Origin of the sequence: Porphyromonas crevioricanis (assembly GCF_900476255.1) — a bacterium.
Classification (GTDB): domain Bacteria; phylum Bacteroidota; class Bacteroidia; order Bacteroidales; family Porphyromonadaceae; genus Porphyromonas; species Porphyromonas crevioricanis.
Genome location: NZ_LS483447.1, coordinates 2,109,109 through 2,133,352 on the forward strand (window position 1 = coordinate 2,109,109; position 24,244 = coordinate 2,133,352).

Below are 24,244 nucleotides of genomic sequence, written 5' to 3' on the forward strand. Positions count from 1 at the left end.
TTTTTTTATTCAAGTATTCAAGATAACACTCCTCAATAGGGGAAGTAGCATTGTGCAACAAAGGGCACTCGTTGCTCTTTATCGATGTCCGAATTTGGTCGCTTGAGTCTAATGTATACCCTCTGAAATGCTCCTCTCCATAGCTTTCCTAATTACCTTCTTACGAAAGTGGGCCAAAAGACTGTTTTGAAGAGTCTTTTGGCCCACGTACAACTGGTCTCAGAAAAGTCTAAGACAGAGCAATGAGGCTTTACTTCATAAGAGTCAAGACTGTCTGGCCAACCAATTTCCCTCGTTTGTCATAAGACTCACTCTTGACCATACCAACCCCCTCGGCAATCCATTCTGTCCCTCTCATTTTTTGGGATAAAAGAGCCTTCACTTGTATTTCATAGCCAATCTTGTAGCACTCGAATGTACCTGCTGGGGTCGTGACACTTTCAATGGCAAGGACTTTCCTATCCATAGCTCGTATACTGATAGGAGGGAGAGACACCCCCGACATGGCAGCTCTGACTGACACCTGTGCTTCGGGGAGCAATTGGCCAACATACATCTTCGAGGGATAGATAATATCAACACTTTCGACCTGCACATCCATATTCTTGAATGGTCCCATTGTATTAGGATCAAGCAAGAGTTTGGCATCGGCATGAAATTCATTATCCTGACATTGCATTGCAATCTCCCCGGATGATATGACCTCTCCTTTCTTATCATACATGGTATTAAATACAGAAACTCTCACCCCTTGTGGAGTCTTGCTCACTTGCTTTACTTCTTGACGAACACTACCAGTTACCTTGCCCTTGGCATTATAATTGGTCACCTCACGGATATTGCCAACCTCCATGGGGAAAAATACCCGGCGTTGATTTTCTCGCAAATTGGTCTCACCTTCGACCTCTTGCACGGAACCACTCTGTGCAGCATGACTCAAATTCTGAATTTTGGTCTCTCCAACAGATGCTGTAATTGCTACAAAAAAGGAATAGCAACAGCGATCGATAGTCGTTTCATTGTTCTCATAACATCGTATTTTTTAGGTTTCCAAATAAAAGGGGAAAAATGAAACAATCCTGAGATTTTTCAAATCAATAACAACAAATTCTTATTATCCCCCTTACTAACAACTTTGCTCCCTCCATCTCCTTCTCTAAAAAACAAGGAGTCAGAGTTTCTGGAGCAACTGGACAACATCACTGCCTCCTTCCACAAAAGAACAGCAAATCCAATTCATCCGATTAAGACAAATTGCGCATTCTTCGGTACAAATCAGGCTTTTTACACAAACTTCTATCTACAAAGAAAAGCAAACAAATAGACTACTCCCAGATCTCCGAAATACCGGACAAAGACAATGCAATAAATAAGCATAGAGAGTAATAAATTAAAGTAAACCAAAGTTGTCTTTTGGATATATTCCATCCTGCATAAAAATGGCTACCGAGAGACGAAAAAATATCTCCTGTGAGAGCAAACTTTTTCTCCTGTGTTAGCAAAAATTCTCTCAGGAGAGAAATTTCATTCTCTCCTGTGTTATTTTGACTGCAGCATAAGATCCAGATACAGAGGACATTCCAAGCGAGCAAAAAGAGCTATTTTCGGCTGTTTTCTCTAAGGAAAAGGGAGACTCGGAAAGAACATTTTTTAACTCTATTTCGAATATACAAGAGAGGACTTCAAGACATGATTTGACCTCCGATTGTACCATCGTTTCTCTTTCACACACTTTAATAGAGCACTATGACTAAGGCAAAGCTTTGTTGTCAAATCTACAAGGTTACTCAGTATAGGCATAGAACGAGTTACTAAGAGCAGGAATACAACTAATCGAGAGTTTACTTGGAAGAAAGGCTAAATCACATCTTACAAAATAAAGAGGCGATGTGCAGCTTATGCAACATCCTCCGCATAATAGAAATTCAATAGGATAAGTTTTATGGAGGTTTTACAGAGAAAGTGCAAGGCTCTCATATATAAATAAGAGTTACTTTTGCCCCCGATACGATTTTTCGTCAGGCGATATGAAGGTGTTCGATTATATGGTAGTAGGGGCAGGTCTGGCAGGTTTGTACACAGCTTACCGCTTGTCTCGAAAAGGGCGGGTTGCTCTGATCGCCCGAGCCTCGCTGGAAGACAGCAATTCGTACTACGCTCAAGGAGGTATGGCAGCTGTAGTAGATGTTGGGGATACTCCCTACGAACACTACCGGGATACGATAGAGGCAGGCCGTGGGCTATGTAAGCCCGAAGCTGTAAGAATGCTGGCCGAAGAAGCTCCGGAACGAATAGAAGAGCTTATCTCCTTAGGTATGGCTTTCGATACCGAATCTCCCGGCCATTTAGCTTTGGGTTTGGAAGGAGGTCATCACCACAAACGAATTTTACACGCTGGAGGAGATGCCACAGGACGTCTGGTAACGACCTTCATGATTGGCGAAGTGCATCGCAGCAAGCAGATTGAGATTTTCGACCACCACTTCGTGGCCGAATTGATCATCCGATCTGCCCACTGTATCGGCTGTTGGGTCTATCGGGAGGGAGACTGTTCGCCCGAAGCTTTCTACGCTTCAGCTGTTGTTTTGGCCACAGGTGGAGCTGCAGCACTTTATCGGCCTACCACCAATCCCCCCACCACATTGGGGGATGGTTTGGCTCTCGCCCTGTATGCCGGGGCTTCATTGGCTGACATGGAGTTTGTGCAATTTCATCCGACAGCACTCTACCTCCCCGACAAGCCCTCTTTTCTTATCAGCGAAGCTGTACGTGGAGAGGGAGCTTATCTGCTGAACAAAGAAGGGAAGAGGTTCATGCTCGAAAAACACCCTCTCGCCGAACTTGCCCCAAGAGACATCGTCGCAAGATCTATCTTCCGACAAATGGAGCAAGACAAAACACCCTGTGTTACTCTTTCTCTCAATCATCTCGATCCGAATCTCATTCGCTCCCGCTTCCCTTCTATAGCACAGCATTGCAAGGATGTGGGCCTGGATATTACCCAACAAATACCGGTAGCTCCGGCAGCTCACTACACTGTAGGAGGGATTGTTGTCGATCCGGATGGCGCAACCTCTGTGTCCAACTTGTATGCAGTGGGAGAGGTAGCCTCCACAGGCGTGATGGGGGCAAACCGGCTGGCGTCCAATTCTCTCGTCGAATGTTTGGTTTTCGGTCGTCGTATTACCGATGCTATCACATCGCTTGCCAAGACCCTCCCTCGCGACTTAGGTACAGACAAGCCTTCGTTTTCAGTTGCATCTCCCCAAGTCGAAGAACATTGGCAGACCCGGCAAGGAGCTACCCTAATGTCAGCTCTTGGCAATTTGCTCATGCGCCATGTCGGGATTATTAGAGACGAAACCTCTCTGAAAAAAGCTATCGTACAGATAGAGGAGCAAATGCAACTTATCGAACCCGATACAAGTAACCTCCTGTCTGCCAGGATGATTTACCACCGCCATAGAATAGCTCTATCCATAGCTCAGGCTGCTCTGGAAAGGAAAGAGAGCCGTGGTGGACATTACCGTAGCGATTACCCTACTACCCTACCACCCGAACAGACATATAGAAGTGTCATCAACCAAACTACTATATCTCAAGTAGCTGTAAACTATGCAACAGAATAGTTCGATCCTTCAGGAAAGACTCGATGATCTGATCAAGTTAGCTTTTCGTGAAGATATTTTCACCGGGGATGTGGCAACCGAGGCCATTATTCCCATCCAAGAAGAGGCTACAGCCATTATTTCGGCCAAAGCCGAAGGAATCATTTCCGGGATAGAAGTTGCCCATCGGGTACTAAATTATCTGGGAGAGAATGAATTTACCCCATTAGTAAACGATGGGGACCGGGTACATCCCGGCCAGGAGTTGATCCGGATGAAAGCCAAATACAACGTATTGCTCTCCGCAGAACGAACCATGCTGAATTTCATGCAACGTATGTCCGGAATAGCGACTGCAACCAACCAATTGGTGGCAGCCATAGAAGGGACAGGAACTCGTCTGCTCGACACCCGAAAGACATTGCCCGGACACCGATACACAGACAAAATGGCTGTAAGACATGGGGGAGGGCTTAACCACCGTATGGGGTTATATGATATGGCAATGCTCAAGGACAATCATATCAAGATCTCTGGAGGTATTACCGCTGCTGTCCGCAACGCCCGCAAGCAACTGCCTATATCTATCCTTATCGAAGTGGAAACTTCGACACTCGAAGAGGTAAAGGAGGCTGTAGCCGTGGGAGCAGATATTATCATGCTTGACAATATGAGTTGTGAAATGATGAAGCAGGCCGTAGACATCATAGGACATAAGGCCAAGGCAGAGGCTTCGGGGAACATTACTCTGGAGCGCATCGCTCAAGTTGCTGCAACCGGTGTGGACTACATCAGTGTAGGAGCCATTACCCACACCGTAAAGGCCTTGGACATCAGTATGAACTTTGTACAGAACAATTGAGACATGACATCTACCCCTCTCCACAGCGGGCAACACGAGGCTTTGTACCGTGAGATCGAAGAGCTAAAGGCGAAGCGTAATGCCGTGATCCTGGCGCATTACTATCAACGCCCCGAGATACAACAGATAGCGGACTATTTGGGCGATTCGCTGGGCTTATCGCAACAGGCAGCCAACACAAAAGCCGATGTAATCGTTTTCTGCGGTGTACATTTCATGGCCGAGACGGCAGCAATCATCTCTCCCGAGAAAAAGGTGCTGATCCCCACACCCAATGCCGGCTGCACTCTGGCCGAGAGTGTGACGGCAGCAGGCTTAGCTACTTGGAAGAAATATCATCCCGGAGGACTGGTCGTGAGCTATGTAAATACGACCGCAGAGGTAAAAGCCGAAACCGACTACTGTGTCACTTCTGCCAATGCGCTGAAAGTGGTGGAAGCCTTGCCCAAAGATGTACCAATGCTCTTCGGGCCGGATAAGCATTTGGGAGAATATATCCGAAAGGTTACGGGTAGAGAAATGGATATTTGGCAAGGAGACTGCTATGTACATCGCTACATCACTTCGGAGCTGGTGCAGAAGTATCTACATGACTATCCGGCGGCGGATATGCTCATTCATCCCGAATCGGCTGCTTGTACCGATGAAGATATACTGAAGCATCCACGATGTTTTGTCGGATCGACAACCGGTATCATGAAGCATCCGGAACATTCGAGCAAAGACACCTTTGTCATTGCTACGGAGCCGGACACCCTGGCTGAACTTTGTCGCAAGTACCCGGACAAGACTTTCATTCCTATCAGCACCGAACATTGCTGCGAATACATGAAGCTGACAAGTCTGGAAGATCTCCGTAATGCCCTTCTCTACGAGCAACACGAAGTGCGCGTTCCCGAGAATATTCGCAGCAAGGCGATTTTACCGATCGAACGTATGCTACATTTTTCATAAGTATCGGTTCTCTCGCAGAGCAAGACAAAAAAGACTACCTTTGGCTTACACAATTTGCGGATGAGAAAACCGCACTACTGCAAGCCCCAGCTTGAGGAAGTTTTAATCAATACAAGTTTTTTGGATTATGTCCTGGATAGGAACAATCATTGTAAGCCTCCTGGCCGGCTGTATCGCCGGGCTGATCACACGAGGCAAAGGCTTAGGGTTTATTTGGAATTTAATCGTAGGCCTCATTGGTGGCTCCATAGGCGGAGCTCTTGTGGAGCTATTCGGGCTTCACAGAGGACATACATTCTGGCCACAGCTGATTGTCTCTACACTGGGAGCCGTAGTCCTTCTCTGGGTTTGGGGACTTATCACCAAGCGCAGGATGAGATAACTCGAAGCATAACACAAGTATAAAGCATTTCACCATGGCTAATTATTGCGTGATTATGGGCGGCGGCATTGGAAGTCGCTTTTGGCCCTTCAGCCGGGAGCAACAACCCAAGCAGTTCCTCGACTTCTTTGGTACCGGCCGCTCATTGCTGCAAATGACTTTCGACCGTTTCGCCAAGTTTATTCCTCAAGAAAATATCTTCGTAGTAACCAATGAGGCCTATGTAGACAAAGTGCAGGCCCAACTGCCGGAAATTCTGCCTTCTCGCATCTTGGGTGAGCCGTGCAGACGCAATACGGCTCCTTGCATTGCCTATGCCATGTATTATATCCGCTCGATAGATCCTCAGGCCAACGTAGTGGTAGCCCCCAGCGACCACCTCATACTCAAAGAGGAGGATTTTGCATTGGCTGCAAATCGAGCTTTGGATCATGTAGCTGCCCACCCCAGCCTTATAACCCTTGGTATCAAACCCTCCAGACCCGAAACAGGATACGGATACATCCAGGTTTCCGATCGGGTAAGTGATCACTTGTTCAAGGTAAAAACCTTCACTGAGAAGCCCGATCTGGAGATGGCTAAGATTTTCTATACCTCCGGTGAGTTTTTGTGGAACAGTGGTATGTTCGTGTGGAACATAGCCACTATCACAGAAGCCTTTGCACAGCATCTACCGGAAGTAGCCTCACAACTGGATAGGACAGATATATATGGCAGCGAAGAGGAAAAGACCTTTATCAAAGATCGTTTTCCACGTTGCCCAAGCATCTCTATCGACTACGGAGTAATGGAGAAAGCTGAGAACGTGCTCGTTATGCCGGTGGACTTCGGTTGGGCAGACTTGGGGACGTGGGGAGCTCTCTACGAATTGGGAAGTCCAGACAAGAATGCAAATGTGGCTCTCAAGAGCAAAGCTCTCTTTTACGAAGCCAAAGGGAACCTTGTGGCATTGGACAACCCCGATAGAGTGGTCGTAGTGCAAGGTATAGACAACTGCATCGTGGCAGAGAGCGACAACGTACTCTTGATATGTAAACAAGACCAAGAGCAACGAATCAAGCACTTCGTGGCTGACACGGCACTACAGTTCGGAGACGACTACAACTAGTCCTCTCTTTAGCCGAGAATATAGGAGACAAAGTGGAAGAGAAGCTCTTGCACTATGCTTTCAGGTACCGCCTGTACGACTCTCTTGTCTATGTAAATGGGACGGAGGCCGGACAGGCGGTGTCTGTTCTGTCTCCGGGAGAACTGAACATAGATGCCGGACCGGACTTTTTCAATGCCTCCATCAAGATAGGTGAAGTGGAGATGGTCGGATGTGTAGAGATACACAAGAAAAGCTCCGATTGGTACACACACAAACATGACAGAGATCCGGCGTACGACAACGTAATCCTACACATCGTGCTGCAAGACGATGTACCCGTCTACCATGCGAATGGCTCACCCCTACCTACAGCACGAATTTCTATACCGGGAGCCATGCAACGTCTGGCCGGCGAACTTCTCAGCCGCTCAAAAAGTCCGGCTTGCATAGCCGAAAAAGACCGGATACAAGAAGGGGAATGGCAACATTGGTTACTCCAGTTGGCAGGGGAACGCCTTGACCGAAAAGCCGAACAAATCAGCCAGATGCTCTTACCTCTGCAAACAGACTGGAATGAGCTAACCTATATCCTGCTCGCTCGCTACCTTGGTGGCAATGTAAATGCAGAAGCCTTTGAGCAACTGGCACGACACCTGCCCTATTCCTATATCCGCAAGCAACGCGGACAACTGCTGCAAATAGAAGCAATGCTGTACGGTATAGCCGGTCTGATACCCGATCCGTCTACTCTCGGGGAGGCGGACGAAGACACTATTCGCTATGTAGAGCAGCTTGACAGGGAATACTGCTTCCTGGCTCACAAATACGGATTGAGCCCTCTACCTGTGGGCTGTATACGTATGCTACGAATCCGCCCCGCTGCATTCCCAACCATTCGTATAGCTCAATTTGCAGCCTTGCTCCACAAACACGAATTTCTCTTTAGCCGTCTCATGTCAGCTTCCTGTGTAGAGGAGGCCGAAGCCGTATTCGACCAAGTGAGAGTATCACCTTATTGGCTCACCCATTATTCTTTCAGCACAACAAGGCCGGAGATAAAGGAGCAAGGAATAAGCCGCAACACTCGTCAGCTGATAATAGCCAATGTGCTCTGTCCCCTACTCTCTGCCTATGGGCATATCAGAAAAGATAACTCTTATCGAGAACGGGCAAAAAGACTCCTTGAGCAAATGCCAGCCGAACAAAATCGCTACACCCGGTTTTTTGTTCCCTCCGTTGTGAAGCCAACCAATATGCTACAAAGTCAAGGGCTGATACAGCTCTACAAAGTCTACTGCAGCGCAAGCCGCTGCCTGAGTTGCCATATCGGCTACTGTCTATTGAGCAACACTGCCCTAAGTTGAGCCAAACCGGTAGTCGCCTTTGCCTGTATGTGCTGTACTCCGGCTCTTGTGGCAGCTACAGGTTGGGGATCAATCAGGTATATAGGACAGCCTCGTGGCACATAGTTGAGCAAGCCAGCTGCAGGATAAACCACAAGTGAAGTGCCGACCACCACGAATATATCGGCCGTTTGAGCAAGTTGTATCGCTGGCTCTATCATAGGCACAGGTTCTCCGAACCATACGATAAACGGACGTAACTGACTGCCATCAGGGGCCAAATCTCCTACATGGAGGTCGGGATTGTCGAGATCTACATCATAGAGTACCCGGTCTGTACGCACACTTCTGTTTTTCATCAGTTCTCCGTGTAGATGTATCACAGAACTACTCCCTGCACGCTCGTGCAGATCATCTACATTCTGAGTAATGATTTTCACTTCGTACTGCTCCTCCAACTGAGCCAATATGCGATGCCCCTCATTAGGATCACAGCCCTTGTATGCTCTGCGCCTGGCATTATAGAAGTCCAGAACTAATTCTGGATTTCGCTCAAATCCCTCTATCGAAGCAACATCCTCGACACGATGATTTTCCCACAGCCCATTGCTGTCTCTAAAAGTAGAGATCCCGCTCTCGGCACTCATGCCGGCTCCAGTAAGGACTACCAATCGGGCTTTCTTTTTTGTTTCCATAAGCTGTTTTAATCTATTGTATGATGTACTCCTCAAAGCTAATCAAATCTCAGTGTAGGCGGATGTATGTCGCTGCTTATAGGGGAGTTTTGTCGATGAGAAGTGAACTGCATTGGAATAATTTCTGAAATATTATTGTAGCTTTGCCCCGGTGTCGGAGACTTTTTTTCGTAGGCCGTTCCTAAACCCTGCGAGCCTCCTCCGCCAAACGAGAAGTTCTTTTTAGTTTAATCTATCTTAATGAGTAAGGAGTTTTTTGAAATGAAAAAGTTGGTATCCGTTGTAGCTATTGCAGCTACCCTCGTTGCTTGTGGCGGTAACAAGACAACTAACGACGCTACACAAGACAGTATCGCCGCAGCAGAGAGAGCTGCTTTCGTAGCAGACTCAACCGCAGTAGCTGCCCTCGTAGGCACCTATACAGATACAATACCCGGTGCTAATGCCAAGAGCGAGACCCAGGTGACTTTGACATTGAATCAGGACAAGTCTTGGAGCAAGTTAGTACACTATACTCAAAATGCCGAAATGGCTGATGAGACTACCAACGGTAGCTTTGTCCTCAATGCCGACACCCTGTTGCTCAACAACGAGACCAACGACATGTTCTTGGTAATGCCTGAAAAGGTACAGATGCTCAATCAGGACAAGACAATGCCCGAAAATCCTGATTTCTACGATCTGAAGAAAGAAATGGCAACCGAATAAGTTGCTGCTTGTCACGAAAGGGGAACTAAGAACACTTCCCTAAAACTAAATCAAAGGAAAGACCTTTGCTTCGGACAGAAATGTAGAGGCAGAGGTCTTTCCTCGTTCTCGATATATCTGCAAACCTTTCTACTATATCATATTGTTCTCGGCTCGAAAGCGGAATGGAATCCACAGCTCAACAAATAACCCGTCTGCGTGAGGAAATCAGGCAACACGAATACCTCTACTATGTACGCTCGGCACCACTTATCAGCGACCAGGCATACGATGCCTTGATGAAACAGCTGGAGGAACTCGAAACATCTCACCCGGAACTCATAACAGCAGATTCCCCCACGCAACGTGTCGGTGCCGATAGATCGGAAGGATTTCGCTTGGTCGCACATCGCTACCCAATGCTTTCGCTCAGCAATACCTATGAATACGGAGAAGTAGCAGCTTTCTACCGCCGGGTATCTGAAGCCCTCGGTGGAGAAGCTTTCGTAATCACAGCCGAGTTGAAATTCGATGGGCTCTCCATCTCTCTCATCTATCGACAAGGTGTATTGAAGCAGGCTGTCACTCGGGGAGATGGTCTACAAGGTGATGATGTAACAGCCAACGTACGTACCATTCGCTCTATTCCTCTGCGGCTAAGGGGAGCAGGATATCCCGATGAATTAGAAGTCCGGGGAGAAATCCTACTTCCATTTGCTGAATTTGAGCGACTCAACCGTATTCGCATCGAGCAAGGAGAACCTCCTTTTGCCAATCCTCGCAATGCAGCCAGCGGTACACTAAAGCAGCTTGATCCAGCTATCGTAGCCGAACGGAACTTAGATGCATACTTCTACTACCTGCCGGGCAACACGGAGTTGGACGACAGTCACTACAGCCGACTACAGCATTGCAAAGAATGGGGGATCAAAGTATCGGAAGCAGTAGGATGTTGCCACTCATTGGAAGAAGTCTACGACTTTCTGTCGTATTGGGATATTCGTAGAAAAGACCTACCTGTGGCAACAGATGGAGTAGTACTCAAAGTAGACTCCAAAGAGCAGCAAGAGCGACTGGGCTACACCGCCAAAAGCCCTCGCTGGGCCATCGCCTATAAATACCAAGCCGAACGTGTGCGTACTCGCCTACTTTCGGTGGAATATCAGGTCGGACGTACCGGGGCCATCACACCGGTAGCCAATTTGGAGCCGGTACTGGTCAGTGGTACAGTAGTCAAGCGCGCCTCATTGCACAATGCCGACATTATACGTGCCCTCGACTTGCATAGCGGAGATTATGTATACATAGAGAAGGGGGGAGAGATTATCCCCAAGATCGTGAGTGTCGATACAGAAATCAGGAGTAGTGAGGGCAGCCCCATTACATTCATATCTCATTGCCCTGACTGTGGAAGCAAACTGATGCGCTTTGAAGGAGAGGCAGCCTATTATTGCCCCAATCGGCGCAATTGCCCTACACAACAAAAAGCCCGTATAGAGCACTACGCCTCACGAAAGGCTGCCGACATAAACATCGGTCCTGAAACGATCGAACGGCTATATGCTCTGGGCTTGGTCTGCGATGTGGCCGACCTCTACAACCTGCGCTCCGAAGATTTACTCCTACTCCCCGGTTTTGCCACCAAAGCCAGTAAAAAACTGGTTGCAGCCATAGAGACCTCCAAACACAGACCTCTCTCAGCTTTGATCTTCGGTTTGGGTATTCTTCATGTAGGAGAGACCGTTTCACGCCGTCTGGCTGCTACTTTCCGGTCTATAGATCGCCTTGCCCAAAGCAGCTTCGAGGAACTATGCCGCTTACCTGACATCGGAGAAGTCATTGCACGCTCCATCGTAGACTTCTTTGCTGACCCTCTCAACCGGGAGTTGATCGATCGGCTCTCAGCTGCCGGTGTTTGTCTCAACCCTCCTCAAGAGGATTTCGAGGAGACACGGGGGGAAACGCTCAAAGAAGGGCAATTACTGCAAGGGCGTACTGTAGTGATAAGTGGGGTTTTCGCTCGCCATAGTAGAGAAGAATATAAGACTCTGCTGGAGCGACTTGGAGCAAAAGTGTCTTCGAGTATATCCAGCAAAACCTTTTTTCTCTTGGCCGGAGAGAATATGGGACCTGCCAAGCAGGAAAAGGCTCTGGCTCTTGGAATAGAAATCATGGACGAAGAGACCTTTACTGCTCGGTATATTGATCGACCATAACCCCGGAAGATTGGCTTAACTTAGTGGCATGACTACCAATGTCCCATTGGCCGAGCGAATGCGGCCCAAAACTTTAGCCGACTACATCGGACAGGAGCACCTGATAGCTCCGGGGACTGCTCTGCGGAGCATGATAGAGCGCAAACAAATCCCATCGATGATTTTGTGGGGGCCTCCTGGTGTGGGCAAAACCTCTTTAGCCGAGATCATTGCCCATACAGCAGAAATACCCTTTTATACCCTGTCGGCAACCTCTTCGGGAGTAAAAGAGGTACGGCAGGTCATCGAAAGAATGCAGTCAGCCGGCTCCAATCTTTTTGCTTCTCCCCATCGGCCAATCCTTTTCATAGACGAGATACACCGCTTCAGCAAAAACCAACAAGACTCCTTACTCGCTGCTGTCGAACGCGGTGTTTTCACACTAATAGGAGCAACGACGGAGAATCCCGGATTTGAAGTGATCCGTCCTTTGATCTCACGATGCCAGGTATATGTACTCAAGCCTTTGCAAGACGAACATATCATACAGCTGACTAAACGGGCAATCGAGAATGATGCACAACTCAAGGCCAAACACTGCGAACTCCAAGAGACAGAAGCACTCATCCACTATGCTGGGGGAGATGCCCGCAAGCTGCTCAATATACTTGACCTGCTGCTATCCTCGGAAACAGAAGATCGGCTGATCATTACCAACGAGAGAGTACAAAAGAGCATACAGGCAAATCCCACCGCTTTTGACAAGGGAGGTGATTTGCACTATGACATAGCATCTGCCCTTATCAAAAGTATTCGAGGGAGTGATCCCGATGCTGCTATCTACTGGCTTGCAAGACTTATTGCTGGCGGAGAAGACCCCAAGTTCATCGCACGGAGACTGATCATATCGGCAGCCGAAGACATTGGCTTAGCCAATCCCAACGCACTATTATTGGCTGTCTCGGCAGCAGAAGCGGTAGAGCGTATTGGCTGGCCAGAAGGCCGAATCCCACTAGCTGAGGCGACTATCTATCTGGCGACAGCCGAGAAAAGCAATTCTGCTTATACAGCTATTGACAAAGCTCTCGACTATGTACAGCAAAGCGGAAATTTGCCTGTACCTCTCCACTTGCGAAATGCATCGAATCAGGTGATGCAGCAATTGGGATATGGTCAAGGATACAAGTATGCACATGACTTCCCAGGACACTATGTTTCCCAACAATACCTTCCGGATGCAGCCATCCGGGAGAAGTTCTGGCAAGGACAGAAGCACACGGCTATGGAAGCACGGATAGCAGAGCGAATAGAACAACTCCAGACGAGACAACACGAAGAGGAGAGATAGCAGCACTCTCACAGTATTTTTTATTTAGTCGTCCCTTAAAGAGCTTCTTTAAGCGAGAGAGCATTGGCAAATGGCACCTCGCTTATTATTTTGATAAGCACCCGATTCTCTCGATTGCGCCGTATCTTTTGCCCGATAATTCAATATCTTTTTGTCGATCGCTCGGCATCTTTTCCGGGAAGCTCCGAATGAGGACATCGAAAGCTTCTTAGCTTTCGGGAAAAAGCAATAAAGCTTTCTATCGAAAGCACCTAAGCTTTTCCAGAGAAACTCCTAAGCTCTTGCTCGATTGCTCAATGACTTTGGAAACTTCTTTCGCCATGGACAGATCTTTCGTTATTGAAATAGATTGATAGAGAATAGGTTGCTTGAGAAGAAACAAGCCACACATCAAACGAATCAGCTTACCGGAGCGACCATTGTTCTGACAATACAAAGACCCGAAAGTCGTATAGAATTGCTCCCTTTAATCATAAAAATCTGCATGTTTCCTACTATGAAGGGAAAGAAAACTTGCAGATTTATCAAAGGAGTTTTGTAGAATAATTTACTGAATATCAAGAAGTAAGAAGGATATTTAAGGGAAGAACGACTAATTTTCAAAAAAAAGAAAAAGCGTCGCACAGAAACCCATGCAACGCTTTATGGAATATAAATCTGGATTTAGCAAAGAAAGGAGACAGTCTGCTACAATTCGCCTCAGTCGAAGTACTTCTTTACCGAGGCATGGACAAAAGAATCCATTTCATTGACCATCCTCACAGCACTCTCCACGATTGGATAGGCACACACGGCCCCCGACCCTTCTCCCAACCTTAGACCCAAGTTAAGGATCGGCCGTGCCTGCATTTTGGCCAAAAGATGCTTGTGCCCCGATTCTTGACCGGTATGAGCAAAAATGGCATAAGCCAATACTTCCGGAGCAATAAAAGAGGCTGCCAGCATGCAGGCGGACATGATAAAGCCATCCACTAAAATCACCATATGCAACTCCGCCGCCCTAAGCATAGCCCCGACAGCCATCACCATTTCAAATCCTCCAAACTCACTCATCACAGCATAGACATCGTGACGATTTCCTTTGAAACGAGCGAGCGAACGAGTAAGGATATCCAATTTGTGTGCAACTCCCTTGTCATCGAGCCCGCTGCCTGCCCCGACACACACTGGTAGATCTATATCAGCCAGACACGACATCCAAAGAGAGGATGCAGAGGTATTGCCAATCCCCATCTCACCAATAGAGAGGATATTGCATCCACTCTGGCGTAGCTTATCCACTTCGGCAGCTCCGTCACGAAGACAACGCTCCATTTCTTCCCGACTCATAGCTGATTGGTAAAGATAATTATGTGTCCCTTTGCGCACTTTTCGATCAATAATGCTGCACTCTCGTGGGAAATCATAATCAACTCCAGCATCCACCAATACCAAACGGAAATTATGCTGGTTGCACAAAAAAGTAATGCCGGCTCCCTTGCCTCCCATGAAGTGTAGCATTTGCTGCCAAGTGACGCAACGAGGCGAAAGACTTACACCTTCAACCTCCACTCCGTGGTCTGCCCCGAAAAGGAGATTGGTAGGACAACTTAAATGGGGAGACAGACTGTGCTGAATCATACAAATCTGCTCAGCCAACGATTCGAGTAAGCCGAGGGAACCTTTGGGCTTGGTCAGATTATTGATTTTGTCAATAACGGCCGGTCTAAGAGTCTCGTCCGGCAGTGTGGGATGAAAAGGTATCATAGCTGCATTTATGATGTGAGTAAAAAAGTATCGATCATGCAATTTCCCTACCTCGAATTTAGGGCAGAGGCAATTTATTTCAAGCGCAGTGGCAGGCCGGATACTATCAAGTAGGCCTCATCGCTTCTGGATGCCACATACTGATTGACCCAGCCCAGTAAATCGGCAAATTTGCGCTGCATCCGATTGGCAGAAGTTCCTCCCAACCCTATTTCATTGCTCACCAATACGAGCAGATCAGCCTGACTTTTGCTTAGCAAGCGATCAAGCTCTTCTTGCATTTGAGTCCATGCTTTGTCTATTCCCTCTGCTTCGTAATCAAAAAAGAGATTGCTTGCCCAGAGGGTTAAGCAGTCTACCAATACAACACGGCCGGCCAAACCAAGAGCCCCAATTTGTCTGGTTTCTTCAATATTGGTCCAGGAGCTTCCACGACGCTCCTGATGTTTTCTTACACGGTCAGCAAAATCTGCATCATGCACCTCGGCTGTCGCCACATAGACCGGACAGTCCGATTCAGCCAAGACCAGACGTTCGGCAAAAAGACTCTTACCGGAACGTTGCCCTCCGCTTACAAAGATTATTTTTCCCATAGATGCTTTTTCAATGCATATTGGAGCTAAGCCCCACGATAGCAGCACAAAGGTACAGTCTAATAGCCCGTCGTGCAAAGATATTCGTGGAGCAAGTTTAATAGCATTGTTAATGCTGCTTTCCCTCAGTATTCAAGACATCCAACCATTGTGATATGCAGACGAGTACGAAGGCAAACTGGATCAGCACTAAGAGGGAATGGGAAATTTGGTTCCAAGTAATATCTTTGCGCCCGAATTGAGTGGGGGCAAAGTAAAATGTCCCCCTCCGTGACTTGTGCAAATCTAACATCCAATGAAAGACAAATCCATAGCAGGCATAATGGGAGGAATACTCCTAATGATGCTTTTCTCCGTAGTCGCATTCGTACTATCCGCCCTTCCCCCTTTTCGTTCTCTACATATCAGTCCTCTGATTATAGGTATCCTTCTGGGAATGATATATGCCAATACTTTCCGCAGCAAACTACCGGCTTCCTGGGAACCTGGGCTCAGGATCACAGCAAAAAATATCCTGAGGATAGCAATTGTCTGCTTCGGATTTCGTCTTACTCTCAACGATGTGGCAGCCGTAGGGTGGCAAGGATTATTGGTGGATGGTCTGGTGGTAAGCTCTGTAATACTATTGGGAACGGGACTCGGACGCCTGTTCCGATTAGATCGTAATCTCAGTATCCTTACCGCTTCCGGCTCTGCTATCTGTGGAGCAGCAGCTGTGCTTGGCACAGAGCCAGTACTTGGTGACAAACCCTACAAAACGGTGATAGCCGTATCGACAGTAGTACTATTTGGTACCATGGGGATGTTCCTCTATCCGGCCTTGTACCACTCGGGATTGCTATCCTCTCTCAGCGAACATCAGCTGGCCATCTATACCGGCTCTACGCTGCACGAGGTAGCCCATGTGGCCGGAGCAGGGGCTGCGATGGACAACCCCATAATTGCCAACTTGGCCACTATTACGAAGATGATACGTGTCATTTTGTTGGCTCCATTTCTGCTTCTGCTCAGTTTTTTCACAGGTCGCCGAAAGCAAGAATATTCCGGTCGTCGTGAAATATCTATTCCCTGGTTTGCTATTTGGTTCTTATTAGTGATCATTCTTAACTCATGGCTGGGACAGATGGCACAGATGCACGACTTCTCAGACTCATTTCAGCAAATGGGCAAATACATCGAACAGGCTGATACCTTTGCTCTCACCATGGCTATGGCTGCTCTGGGTAGCGATGCCGGATTTCGCCGATTCCGTGAAGCCGGATTCAAACCCTTCTTATTGGCCTTGCTTCTCTTCATTTGGCTCATCTTCTTTGGTTATACTGCCGTGAGACTCATTTGCTGACAGGCTTTCATTTCGCAGTCTCAATTATCTTTGTGTCTGTATGAAAGAATTTGTAATCTCCACCCTCAAGAGCGAAACAGCCGTGCTTGTGGGGCTAATCTCTCAGACCGAGACTGACGAACAGGTAAAGGAAAATCTTGATGAGCTGGAATTTCTGGCTGAAACAGCCGGATTGACCACCCTCCGACGCTTTACGCAAAAACTCGATCTACCTAACTCTACCACATTTGTTGGTAAAGGCAAATTGGAAGAGATTGCATCTTATATAGAGGAACACGAAGTCGGTGTCATTATATTTGATGATGAACTAAGCCCCAAACAGATTCGCAATATTGAGCTGGCACTCAAAATCAAGGTAATCGACCGTACAGGCTTGATTTTGGATATCTTCGCTACACGGGCACAGACGGCACACGCCAAGACCCAAGTGGAGCTGGCGCAGTATCAATATATGCTACCTCGTCTGACCCGTTTGTGGACCCACTTGGAGCGACAACGTGGAGGTGTAGGGATGAGAGGCCCCGGAGAAACGCAGTTGGAAACAGACCGCCGTATCGTGTTGGACAAGATAGCTCGCTTAAAAGAACAATTGCGAGATATTGACAAACAAAAGACCGTGCAGCGTAAAAACAGGGGTAAAATGGTACGTGTCGCATTGGTAGGCTACACCAATGTGGGAAAATCAACTTTGATGAATGTTCTCTCCAAAACTGATCTTTTTGCTGAAAACAAACTCTTTGCAACACTGGATACGACCGTGCGCAAAGTGGTCATACACAACCTCCCTTTCCTGCTATCCGATACAGTCGGTTTCATCCGCAAGCTGCCGACCCAATTGGTAGAGTCTTTCAAGAGCACATTGGACGAAGTCCGAGAAGCTGATTTATTGGTACACGTGGTGGATATTTCGCATCCCAATTTTGAGGAACAAATCCAAGTTGTGCAGCAGACTCTTAAAGAGATTTTAGATGGAGAAGACAAGCCCTCAATACTCGTATTCAATAAAATAGATGCTTTCACGTTTGTTCTCAAAGAGGAAGATGACCTTACGCCCATGACGAAAGAAAACATCAGCTTGGAACAACTCCGACAAACTTGGATGGCGCAAGCGGGGCCGGATTGTCTCTTTGTGTCTGCCAAGGACATGCGAGGGATGGATATGCTCAAATCGCTGCTCTACGAACGTGTGAAGCAAATACACGTAGAGAGGTATCCGTACAACGATTTTTTGTTTCAGGATTACAATGATGTACTGCAGGAAGATACCGAGTAGAGCAGTAGACATAAGATAACTTTATAAGATTTTAATTAATTGTTGATATGAAAAGGATTTCATTTCCCCTATTTATTGTCTCTACTCTTTTTCTCTTCTGGTCTCTTGTTAGCTTCGACAAGGCCGATGGATTTGAAACTGTATCAGCCGAAAAGTTTGCCAAACTACTGGCTGACACCACAGTGCAGATAGTAGACGTCCGGAGCGAAGCCGAATTTGCAGCCGGTCATCTGGAACGCGCAATAATGATTGATGTACGCCAGCCCGATTTTGAGAAAAAAGCCATTGCCTCTCTCGACAAAAACTGCCATTTAGCTGTCTACTGCCGCTCAGGAGCTCGCTCAGCCAAAGCTGCCAAAATACTTGTCAGTCTGGGTTATAAGAAAGTTTATAATCTGGAGGGTGGCTACAAAAATTACCCCTATAAGAAGTAAGCCCTATAGCCATCGATTCTTTTCTTAGTCGATAGGCAACCGCGCCCCATTTGCATGCACACGAAACTCATTCGACAACGCCATCGTATCCTCTCGGTCTTACTTGGAGTAAACCCGAGGGCATCTCTGGTTTTGCTTATCATTTTTATTCTCCTACTCTTGGGGTGTGCAAGCAAAAAGAATACAGCCTACAATCGGTTTTACCACAGCTTCACTACACGCTACAATGTCTATTTTAATGGCAAAAATGCCTACGAAGAAGCTTATAATCAGCTCATCGAACAAAGACGAGAGAGTTATTCGGAACTTATAGCTCTGGAGCCGATTGTCTACAACCCATCCGAACCCAAGAAAACAAGTGGAGGCCCCTTTGATGCGGCTATCATGAAAGCTCGTAAATCGATTAGCCTGCATAGTATACGAAGCAAACCGGAAAGAGAACCCTCCTCCAAAATATCTGCCAAAGAAAAAGCCTTCATGGAGCGTACCGAGTACAATCCATTCCTGCACAACGCATGGATGTTGCTCGGACAATCGCAGTACCACAATGGAGATTTTCTGGAAGCGATGGCAACGTTTGCCTATATCGCCCGTATATACAAAACACAGACAGAGCTGAGAGACGCAGCAAGACTATGGCAACTGAGATGTTACATTGCCATGGGATGGATCAGCGAGGGGCAACGTGTTTTGGAGCTGATTCCAGAACAGTCTCCTGCCAGACGTCTCCCCGGCCTATACGACCAGTGCATGGCAGCAAACATGCTTGGGCAAAAGAGATGGAAAGAGGCCATTCCCTTCTTGCAACAAGCAGCAAAAGCAGAAAAGCACAAGCTGCAAAAAGCACGAATACACTACCTCCTGGGGCAATTGGCTCAACAAAGCGGAGACTACCTTTTAGCAGTCCGGGCCTATTCCAAGGTTATTAGATCAAATCCCCCTTTCGAGTTGGATTTGGCCGCACGTATTCGCAAGACGGAGCTACAAGGGCGCGACAATCCACGACCTGTGGCAACTCGGCTCGAACGGATGGCCAGACAATACAAATACGCCGAAGTACAAGATCAAATCTATCTTGCTGTCGGACATGTGTACATGGGACTGCCGGATACCACCAAGGCTCTGGCTGCCTATCATCTGGCTGCTGACTCCAGCAAAGCCAAAGCAGCCGACTACGCTTTGGCCAATTTGCGTTTGGGGGATATCTATATGGCACGCAAGCTGTACACCAAGGCACAGCCAGCCTACTCGGCAGCCCTATCGAGCCTGGACAAGCTGCATCATGATTATGATCGCATAAACGATCTCTCGACCAAGCTGGATGCCTTGGTAGTGCACGTAGCAGCTCTCAACGAACAAGACAGTTTGCAACGTTTGGCAGCCATGCCCGAAAAAGAACGCATGGCAGTAATTGACAGTGCTATAGCAGCAGCAAAAAAAGCAGCACGAGAGGCGGAGAAAAGAGCTGAGCGGGAAGGACTTTTGGCTCAACAAGAGCAAAACGATTTCTTGTCACAACAAGACAATAGGCAAGGCAATAGAGGATCATCGGGCATGTCTCTCCAACAAGTTCCCGGTTCGACCAGCGGAGAGTTTTACTTCTACAATCCTCAATTGATCACCCAAGGAAAGGCTCTCTTTACACAAAAATGGGGACAGCGTTCTCTCGAAGACAATTGGCGCAGAAGACGCAAGGACATTGATTTTACTCCAAATGAGATAGAGTCCGACTCCAAAATGACTGATCGACTTTCTTCTGATGCCTCTAACACAGACAACTCCTCTGTTTCGCCTGATGGTGCCGATGCTCCGTCCAACGAAGCAGGCGCATCCGATCCTTTTGAGCCGGCCTATTATCTGCGTAATATTCCTCTGACACCAGAAGCGATGGAGGCCTCCAATCAAATTGTGGTAACTGCGTTAGAAGGCATGGGGCAGGTCTTTTCAGACCAGATGGAACTTCCGGATGAAGCAATACACTCCTACGAAGCCTTACTGAATCGGTTCCCCTCTGTCTCCAACAAAGTGGAGGTGCTATATAAACTGTATATGCTTTACAGCCAAATTGGACAGCCGAATCAAGCAGAGACATACCGCCAGCGTATTTTGTCCGAATACCCCAAGGATCCGCTTGCTCAAGCTCTAAGGGACCCGGAATACCTTAATAAACTCCGCAATATCCGGCAATACGAACAAAAGATCTACCAAGAGGCCTATGAAGCTTATATGCAAGGGAAGCCCGAAGAAGTACGTCGAAAACACAAGGAATTGCAAGAAAACTATCCAACAGCAGAATTACTGCCTCAAATGGCTTTCCTCGATGCACTATGCTATGTATTGGAAGGAGATAATGAAGGATTCAAACGCAGTCTGCAAGAAGTTGTACAACTGACACAAAAAAGCGATGTAGCAGAGCTGGCCCAAGCAATGCTTGCCCAACTGCTCAATGGGCGAAAGATCAGCAAAGGTGGGTACAAAGAATTGGATTGGGATCTACGACCGACAGCTACAGAGAAAGTCGACTCCATACTTCCTCCATTTTCTTTGCACAACGAACCCTATTGTACTATTCTGCTCTATCCCTCGGGCAGCATGGACAGGAATGCCATTGTCTTTGCTGTGAGTGCTTTTGACTATGCTCGTTTTACACGTTATACCTTGGATGCCATTCCCAGTCGCCGGGGAGAATATGAGCAGATTATGATACGCACATTCCCTTCGGCCTCTGTCGCTTGGTATTACATTAAACAGGCGTACGATACAGATGGCTATATGCCTAAATTAACTGATAGAGCTATTCTATTTCCTATTTCCGAAAGCAATGCCAGGCTTCTTGATGAAGGCCGAAGCTTAGCTGAGTACATGAACTTCCTTCAAGAGAATTTCCAAGGGAGAGACCCGGAGTTACTTCTCATGCGCTGGGCGACAGTCTCCGGCAGGAAATTAGGAGAAAAAACAGACGAAAAGCAATCGAGACAACAATCCGGAAAAATCGAATCAGACAGCATATTGCCAACTAATCCCCTCACGTTCGATATTGATCGCTCCATCAAGGAAGAGAACAACGACTCTATAGCTCTACCTGCCGCACAACCTTCTCTCTCAGCCGATACTGTCTCTACCAATCCTCTCCCAAGCCGAGATATAGCCAAGCCCGAACCTCTGACCTATGAAGACACACGCCATCTCTACAACTCCCGTAAAGAGCAAGAAAAGGCTGAGAAAAGGGCTGCCGAAAGGCTCAAAAAACAAAAAGAAAAAGAACGACGCAAAGAGCTTAAACAGAAAGAACGCGAAAGAAAAGAAAGGCTCAAGCAAAGAAAGCGCGAACAGCGTGAGCGTGCCAAGCAACGCAAACAGCAGCTCAAAGAGCGTCAAAAAGAACAGAAAGAACGAGAAAAAGAGCGTAAGTACCGACTCAAAGAGAAAGAGCAAGCAAAACGCAAGCAAAAGAGCTAGCAAGTTGCTCTTCTATATTGAATGGTCGTCCCCTTTTTTGGGGGAGATGAATATAGAGAGTATCTACAGAGAGAGCTCATGAACTAGCGAGGGAAAGCCTCTAACAATCAACCAAGAAAAGTTTGCAAGACTAACAAGACAATAAACACTGTACACAGACTTGTTATAATCCACGCCTGATAGCGCTTGGCTACAGTTTCTATAGCCTTCGCCAAAAGTACGGCTGAAGGCAAGAGCGAAAGGTAAAGCATACCGGCTGATTCTTTCGGCAAAAAGAGATAGAAAGGCAATAGGTAAAGAGGCCAAACAGTGAGGATTGCAAAAAAAGAGCGTATCCGAACTTTTTCTTTCCGAACAGTTAAATGAGTTGCAGATATAGCCCATAACAGAGAAGAAAGCAGTATCAAGGGATAAATCCAATGAGAAATCAGAGTGTAGGTATTGAAAGCCTCGCTGGGAAAAGCCCAATTGGACATTCGCATCCATCCCTCCAAGAGAAAAGCTCGCGCTTTAGAGAAAAAAAGTAGAGGTAAAGCCAACCACCAACTCAAAAACATCCCGAATAGAAAGGCAACGATCTGCCTGGGAGTCACTGATCGAAGGAGATACAAAAACAAAAACCAAAGAGGCAGAGTATATAGCACGGGAGGCCACAGCGGCACCGAGAAGCCGAATAACAAGCCACTGCTTGCGATCGTGATACTTCCCTCATCAGTATGATAGGCTCCTAATAGAATAATCAGAGAGAGAATAAATAGAGGAGCAGCATAAATATACATCCCCCCCCCTGACATCAATTCCGTATTGCTGCTATAAAGTAACAATGCCAAGAAAAGAAAGAGATTACTCCCTTTTTCGTCCAAAATCAATAGTTTCCGAAATGTCAGGTAACCCAATATAATCTGAACAACCATGGAAGAAATAGCAATAAAAACAGTTGAGGTCCCCCCCCTTCCGGACTCTTTTGAAAACAAAACATATCCCAGCCAAAGAAGATGTGCCAGCAATATCGCTAGCATATAATAGAGCTTACCGTTATTACCCCTCATGTGTTGTATTTGCTGTATTGATCTTACCACAAAAATAAAAAAGCCGATTGTCTCACGACAACCGACTTTTTCTCGTTAACCTTAAATCTAATACCATGAAAAACACGGCGCAAAGGTAGTAGTTTTTTTATTTATGCAAGTTTTATTTATTCTGCTTGAAGGTAAATTTCGTCTCCCTCTTCCATTTCAATCGTCGAGAGAAACATTCCCTAAAATCTCCATAAATAAACTGTTAATAGGCGATTGGCATATCTCACTCTCTTGTCCTTTGCTCCAAAACACAATGACTCACAAGGTATTGAAAGGGTTTTACAGTCCTTCTATTTTTAACAAATACAAAAAAACAAGAGTTGACACAAGCTCTTCGCATTGAGGATGCAAAGCATCTGCAGCAAAACTTTCGAAAACCATAGTTATAATGAGAATGATCTGACGAGGATCTTCTTTTCCAAGGGAAACGAAAGACATAGAAAGTTTTGCGCATAAAAAAACTCCCTCCGCAAATATGCAAAGGGAGTAAACGAAACAAGGGAGGGTGGACGATGGGATTCGAACCCACGACAACCAGAACCACAATCTGGGGCTCTACCACTGAACTACGTCCACCATTCAAACCAGCCGGAGAGAAACATGCCCTCTGACTTAGCGATGCAAAGGTAGCATATCTTTTTCAAAGCTACAAGAGGGAACTTCTCAAATCAGATGTAAGAAATCCAGCAGCAAAAATTCGCAAAAACAAAACCAAGGTCTCACTCCCTATTTTTCTGAAAACAAAAAATATAGAGCAATATCACTGTTAATATATATGTATCCATACGTAACAAAAACCTTTCCTAAAACAAAACAAAATTGGTACATCGTCTGAATTACTCATTCTTTTTGAAAGTCTATAATATCATTCATAAACGCCTATATTTCGGGTATTTACAGAGACTACTACAATAGCTGTTCATAACTCTTGTATCTATAGTAATCAACGACACAAACATCTTATATACAATCAATTGCCACACCATTACCAACTGTTCATAAGGCATGTTTTGTAACTAGCTTACTATCAACAGTTACACCTTTCTTCTCCACGTATAGAATGGCGATACAGGCTTGTAAGTTCAGTTGGAAAATTCAATCTTTGCAGCATAAAGACGGCACATGAGAGGCCGTAACAAAAATTTCATATTCGT

The 24,244-nt window shown here is 46.6% G+C and carries 18 protein-coding genes and 1 tRNA gene; 13 read left to right on the forward strand and 6 right to left on the reverse strand.

Annotated elements, in window-relative coordinates; translation table 11 throughout:
- Nucleotides 1-250 precede the first annotated feature (250 nt).
- The gene (locus DQN70_RS09335) at nucleotides 251-940 is read right to left on the reverse strand and encodes a TapB family protein (protein WP_023939716.1); all 690 of its coding nucleotides are present in this window, start codon (nucleotides 938-940) and stop codon (nucleotides 251-253) included.
- A 1,087-nt stretch (nucleotides 941-2,027) separates the two neighbouring features.
- Between DQN70_RS09335 and nadB the strand changes: the two genes are divergently transcribed.
- From nadB to DQN70_RS09370, 6 genes are all read left to right on the forward strand, one after another.
- The gene (gene nadB / locus DQN70_RS09345; protein WP_023939718.1) at nucleotides 2,028-3,629 is read left to right on the forward strand and encodes an L-aspartate oxidase; all 1,602 of its coding nucleotides are present in this window, start codon (nucleotides 2,028-2,030) and stop codon (nucleotides 3,627-3,629) included.
- Nucleotides 3,616-4,470 (forward strand): carboxylating nicotinate-nucleotide diphosphorylase, encoded by an 855-nt coding sequence (nadC, locus tag DQN70_RS09350; protein WP_023939719.1) that lies wholly within the window; start codon nucleotides 3,616-3,618, stop codon nucleotides 4,468-4,470. Before nadB ends, nadC begins: the two co-directional genes overlap by 14 nt.
- A gap of 3 nt (nucleotides 4,471-4,473) precedes the next feature.
- Nucleotides 4,474-5,424: a quinolinate synthase NadA gene (nadA, locus tag DQN70_RS09355; protein ID WP_023936235.1), complete on the forward strand. Its 951-nt coding sequence runs from the start codon at nucleotides 4,474-4,476 to the stop codon at nucleotides 5,422-5,424.
- 127 nt (nucleotides 5,425-5,551) lie between these two features.
- On the forward strand, nucleotides 5,552-5,806 hold the full coding sequence (locus tag DQN70_RS09360; protein WP_023936234.1) for a GlsB/YeaQ/YmgE family stress response membrane protein: 255 nt from the start codon (nucleotides 5,552-5,554) through the stop codon (nucleotides 5,804-5,806).
- A gap of 34 nt (nucleotides 5,807-5,840) precedes the next feature.
- Nucleotides 5,841-6,914 carry a mannose-1-phosphate guanylyltransferase gene (locus DQN70_RS09365; RefSeq protein ID WP_023939720.1) on the forward strand — a complete coding sequence of 358 codons (1,074 nt, stop codon included), beginning with the start codon at nucleotides 5,841-5,843 and terminating at the stop codon, nucleotides 6,912-6,914.
- A 32-nt stretch (nucleotides 6,915-6,946) separates the two neighbouring features.
- Nucleotides 6,947-8,260, forward strand: a complete 1,314-nt coding sequence (locus DQN70_RS09370; RefSeq protein ID WP_023939721.1) for a DUF2851 family protein — start codon at nucleotides 6,947-6,949, stop codon at nucleotides 8,258-8,260.
- On the opposite strand, the gene DQN70_RS09375 is transcribed toward DQN70_RS09370, so the two are convergent.
- Entirely contained in the window at nucleotides 8,227-8,934 is a 708-nt protein-coding gene (locus DQN70_RS09375; RefSeq protein WP_023936231.1) for an SIR2 family NAD-dependent protein deacylase, read from the reverse strand. The two genes, DQN70_RS09370 and DQN70_RS09375, sit on opposite strands and share 34 nt — an antisense overlap.
- Nucleotides 8,935-9,195: 261 nt before the next feature.
- Here DQN70_RS09375 and DQN70_RS09380 point away from each other — a divergent pair, with 261 nt between their 5' ends.
- From DQN70_RS09380 to DQN70_RS09390, 3 genes are all read left to right on the forward strand, one after another.
- Nucleotides 9,196-9,642, forward strand: a complete 447-nt coding sequence (locus DQN70_RS09380) for a copper resistance protein NlpE N-terminal domain-containing protein (protein WP_023939722.1) — start codon at nucleotides 9,196-9,198, stop codon at nucleotides 9,640-9,642.
- A 164-nt stretch (nucleotides 9,643-9,806) separates the two neighbouring features.
- Nucleotides 9,807-11,837 (forward strand): NAD-dependent DNA ligase LigA, encoded by a 2,031-nt coding sequence (gene ligA / locus DQN70_RS09385; RefSeq protein WP_023939723.1) that lies wholly within the window; start codon nucleotides 9,807-9,809, stop codon nucleotides 11,835-11,837.
- A 28-nt stretch (nucleotides 11,838-11,865) separates the two neighbouring features.
- On the forward strand, nucleotides 11,866-13,164 hold the full coding sequence (locus DQN70_RS09390; protein ID WP_023939724.1) for a replication-associated recombination protein A: 1,299 nt from the start codon (nucleotides 11,866-11,868) through the stop codon (nucleotides 13,162-13,164).
- Nucleotides 13,165-13,863: 699 nt separating this feature from the next.
- Here DQN70_RS09390 and cobT read toward each other — a convergent pair.
- Nucleotides 13,864-14,910 carry a nicotinate-nucleotide--dimethylbenzimidazole phosphoribosyltransferase gene (cobT, locus tag DQN70_RS09395; protein WP_023936221.1) on the reverse strand — a complete coding sequence of 349 codons (1,047 nt, stop codon included), beginning with the start codon at nucleotides 14,908-14,910 and terminating at the stop codon, nucleotides 13,864-13,866.
- A gap of 74 nt (nucleotides 14,911-14,984) precedes the next feature.
- A complete protein-coding gene (locus tag DQN70_RS09400) occupies nucleotides 14,985-15,503 on the reverse strand; it encodes a bifunctional adenosylcobinamide kinase/adenosylcobinamide-phosphate guanylyltransferase (protein ID WP_023936217.1) in 519 nt (172 codons plus the stop codon).
- A 295-nt stretch (nucleotides 15,504-15,798) separates the two neighbouring features.
- Between DQN70_RS09400 and DQN70_RS09405 the strand changes: the two genes are divergently transcribed.
- From DQN70_RS09405 to porW, 4 genes are read left to right on the forward strand one after another with little or no spacing between them, the layout of a single operon-like run.
- Nucleotides 15,799-16,845, forward strand: coding sequence for a YeiH family protein (locus DQN70_RS09405; protein WP_023939725.1), 1,047 nt, complete (start codon nucleotides 15,799-15,801; stop codon nucleotides 16,843-16,845).
- Between the two features lie 40 nt (nucleotides 16,846-16,885).
- A complete protein-coding gene (gene hflX / locus DQN70_RS09410; protein WP_023936213.1) occupies nucleotides 16,886-18,118 on the forward strand; it encodes a GTPase HflX in 1,233 nt (410 codons plus the stop codon).
- A gap of 47 nt (nucleotides 18,119-18,165) precedes the next feature.
- Nucleotides 18,166-18,552, forward strand: coding sequence for a rhodanese-like domain-containing protein (locus DQN70_RS09415; RefSeq protein ID WP_023936211.1), 387 nt, complete (start codon nucleotides 18,166-18,168; stop codon nucleotides 18,550-18,552).
- A gap of 54 nt (nucleotides 18,553-18,606) precedes the next feature.
- A complete protein-coding gene (gene porW, locus DQN70_RS09420) occupies nucleotides 18,607-22,011 on the forward strand; it encodes a type IX secretion system periplasmic lipoprotein PorW/SprE (protein ID WP_023939726.1) in 3,405 nt (1,134 codons plus the stop codon).
- 107 nt (nucleotides 22,012-22,118) lie between these two features.
- Here porW and DQN70_RS09425 read toward each other — a convergent pair whose 3' ends face one another.
- Together DQN70_RS09425 and DQN70_RS09430 are read right to left on the reverse strand one after the other, a co-directional pair.
- Complete coding sequence (locus DQN70_RS09425; RefSeq protein ID WP_042225726.1) at nucleotides 22,119-23,030, reverse strand: hypothetical protein; 912 nt, start codon at nucleotides 23,028-23,030, stop codon at nucleotides 22,119-22,121.
- A 564-nt stretch (nucleotides 23,031-23,594) separates the two neighbouring features.
- Nucleotides 23,595-23,666: transfer RNA gene (locus DQN70_RS09430), tRNA-His, on the reverse strand.
- Between the last annotated feature and the right edge of the window lie 578 nt (nucleotides 23,667-24,244).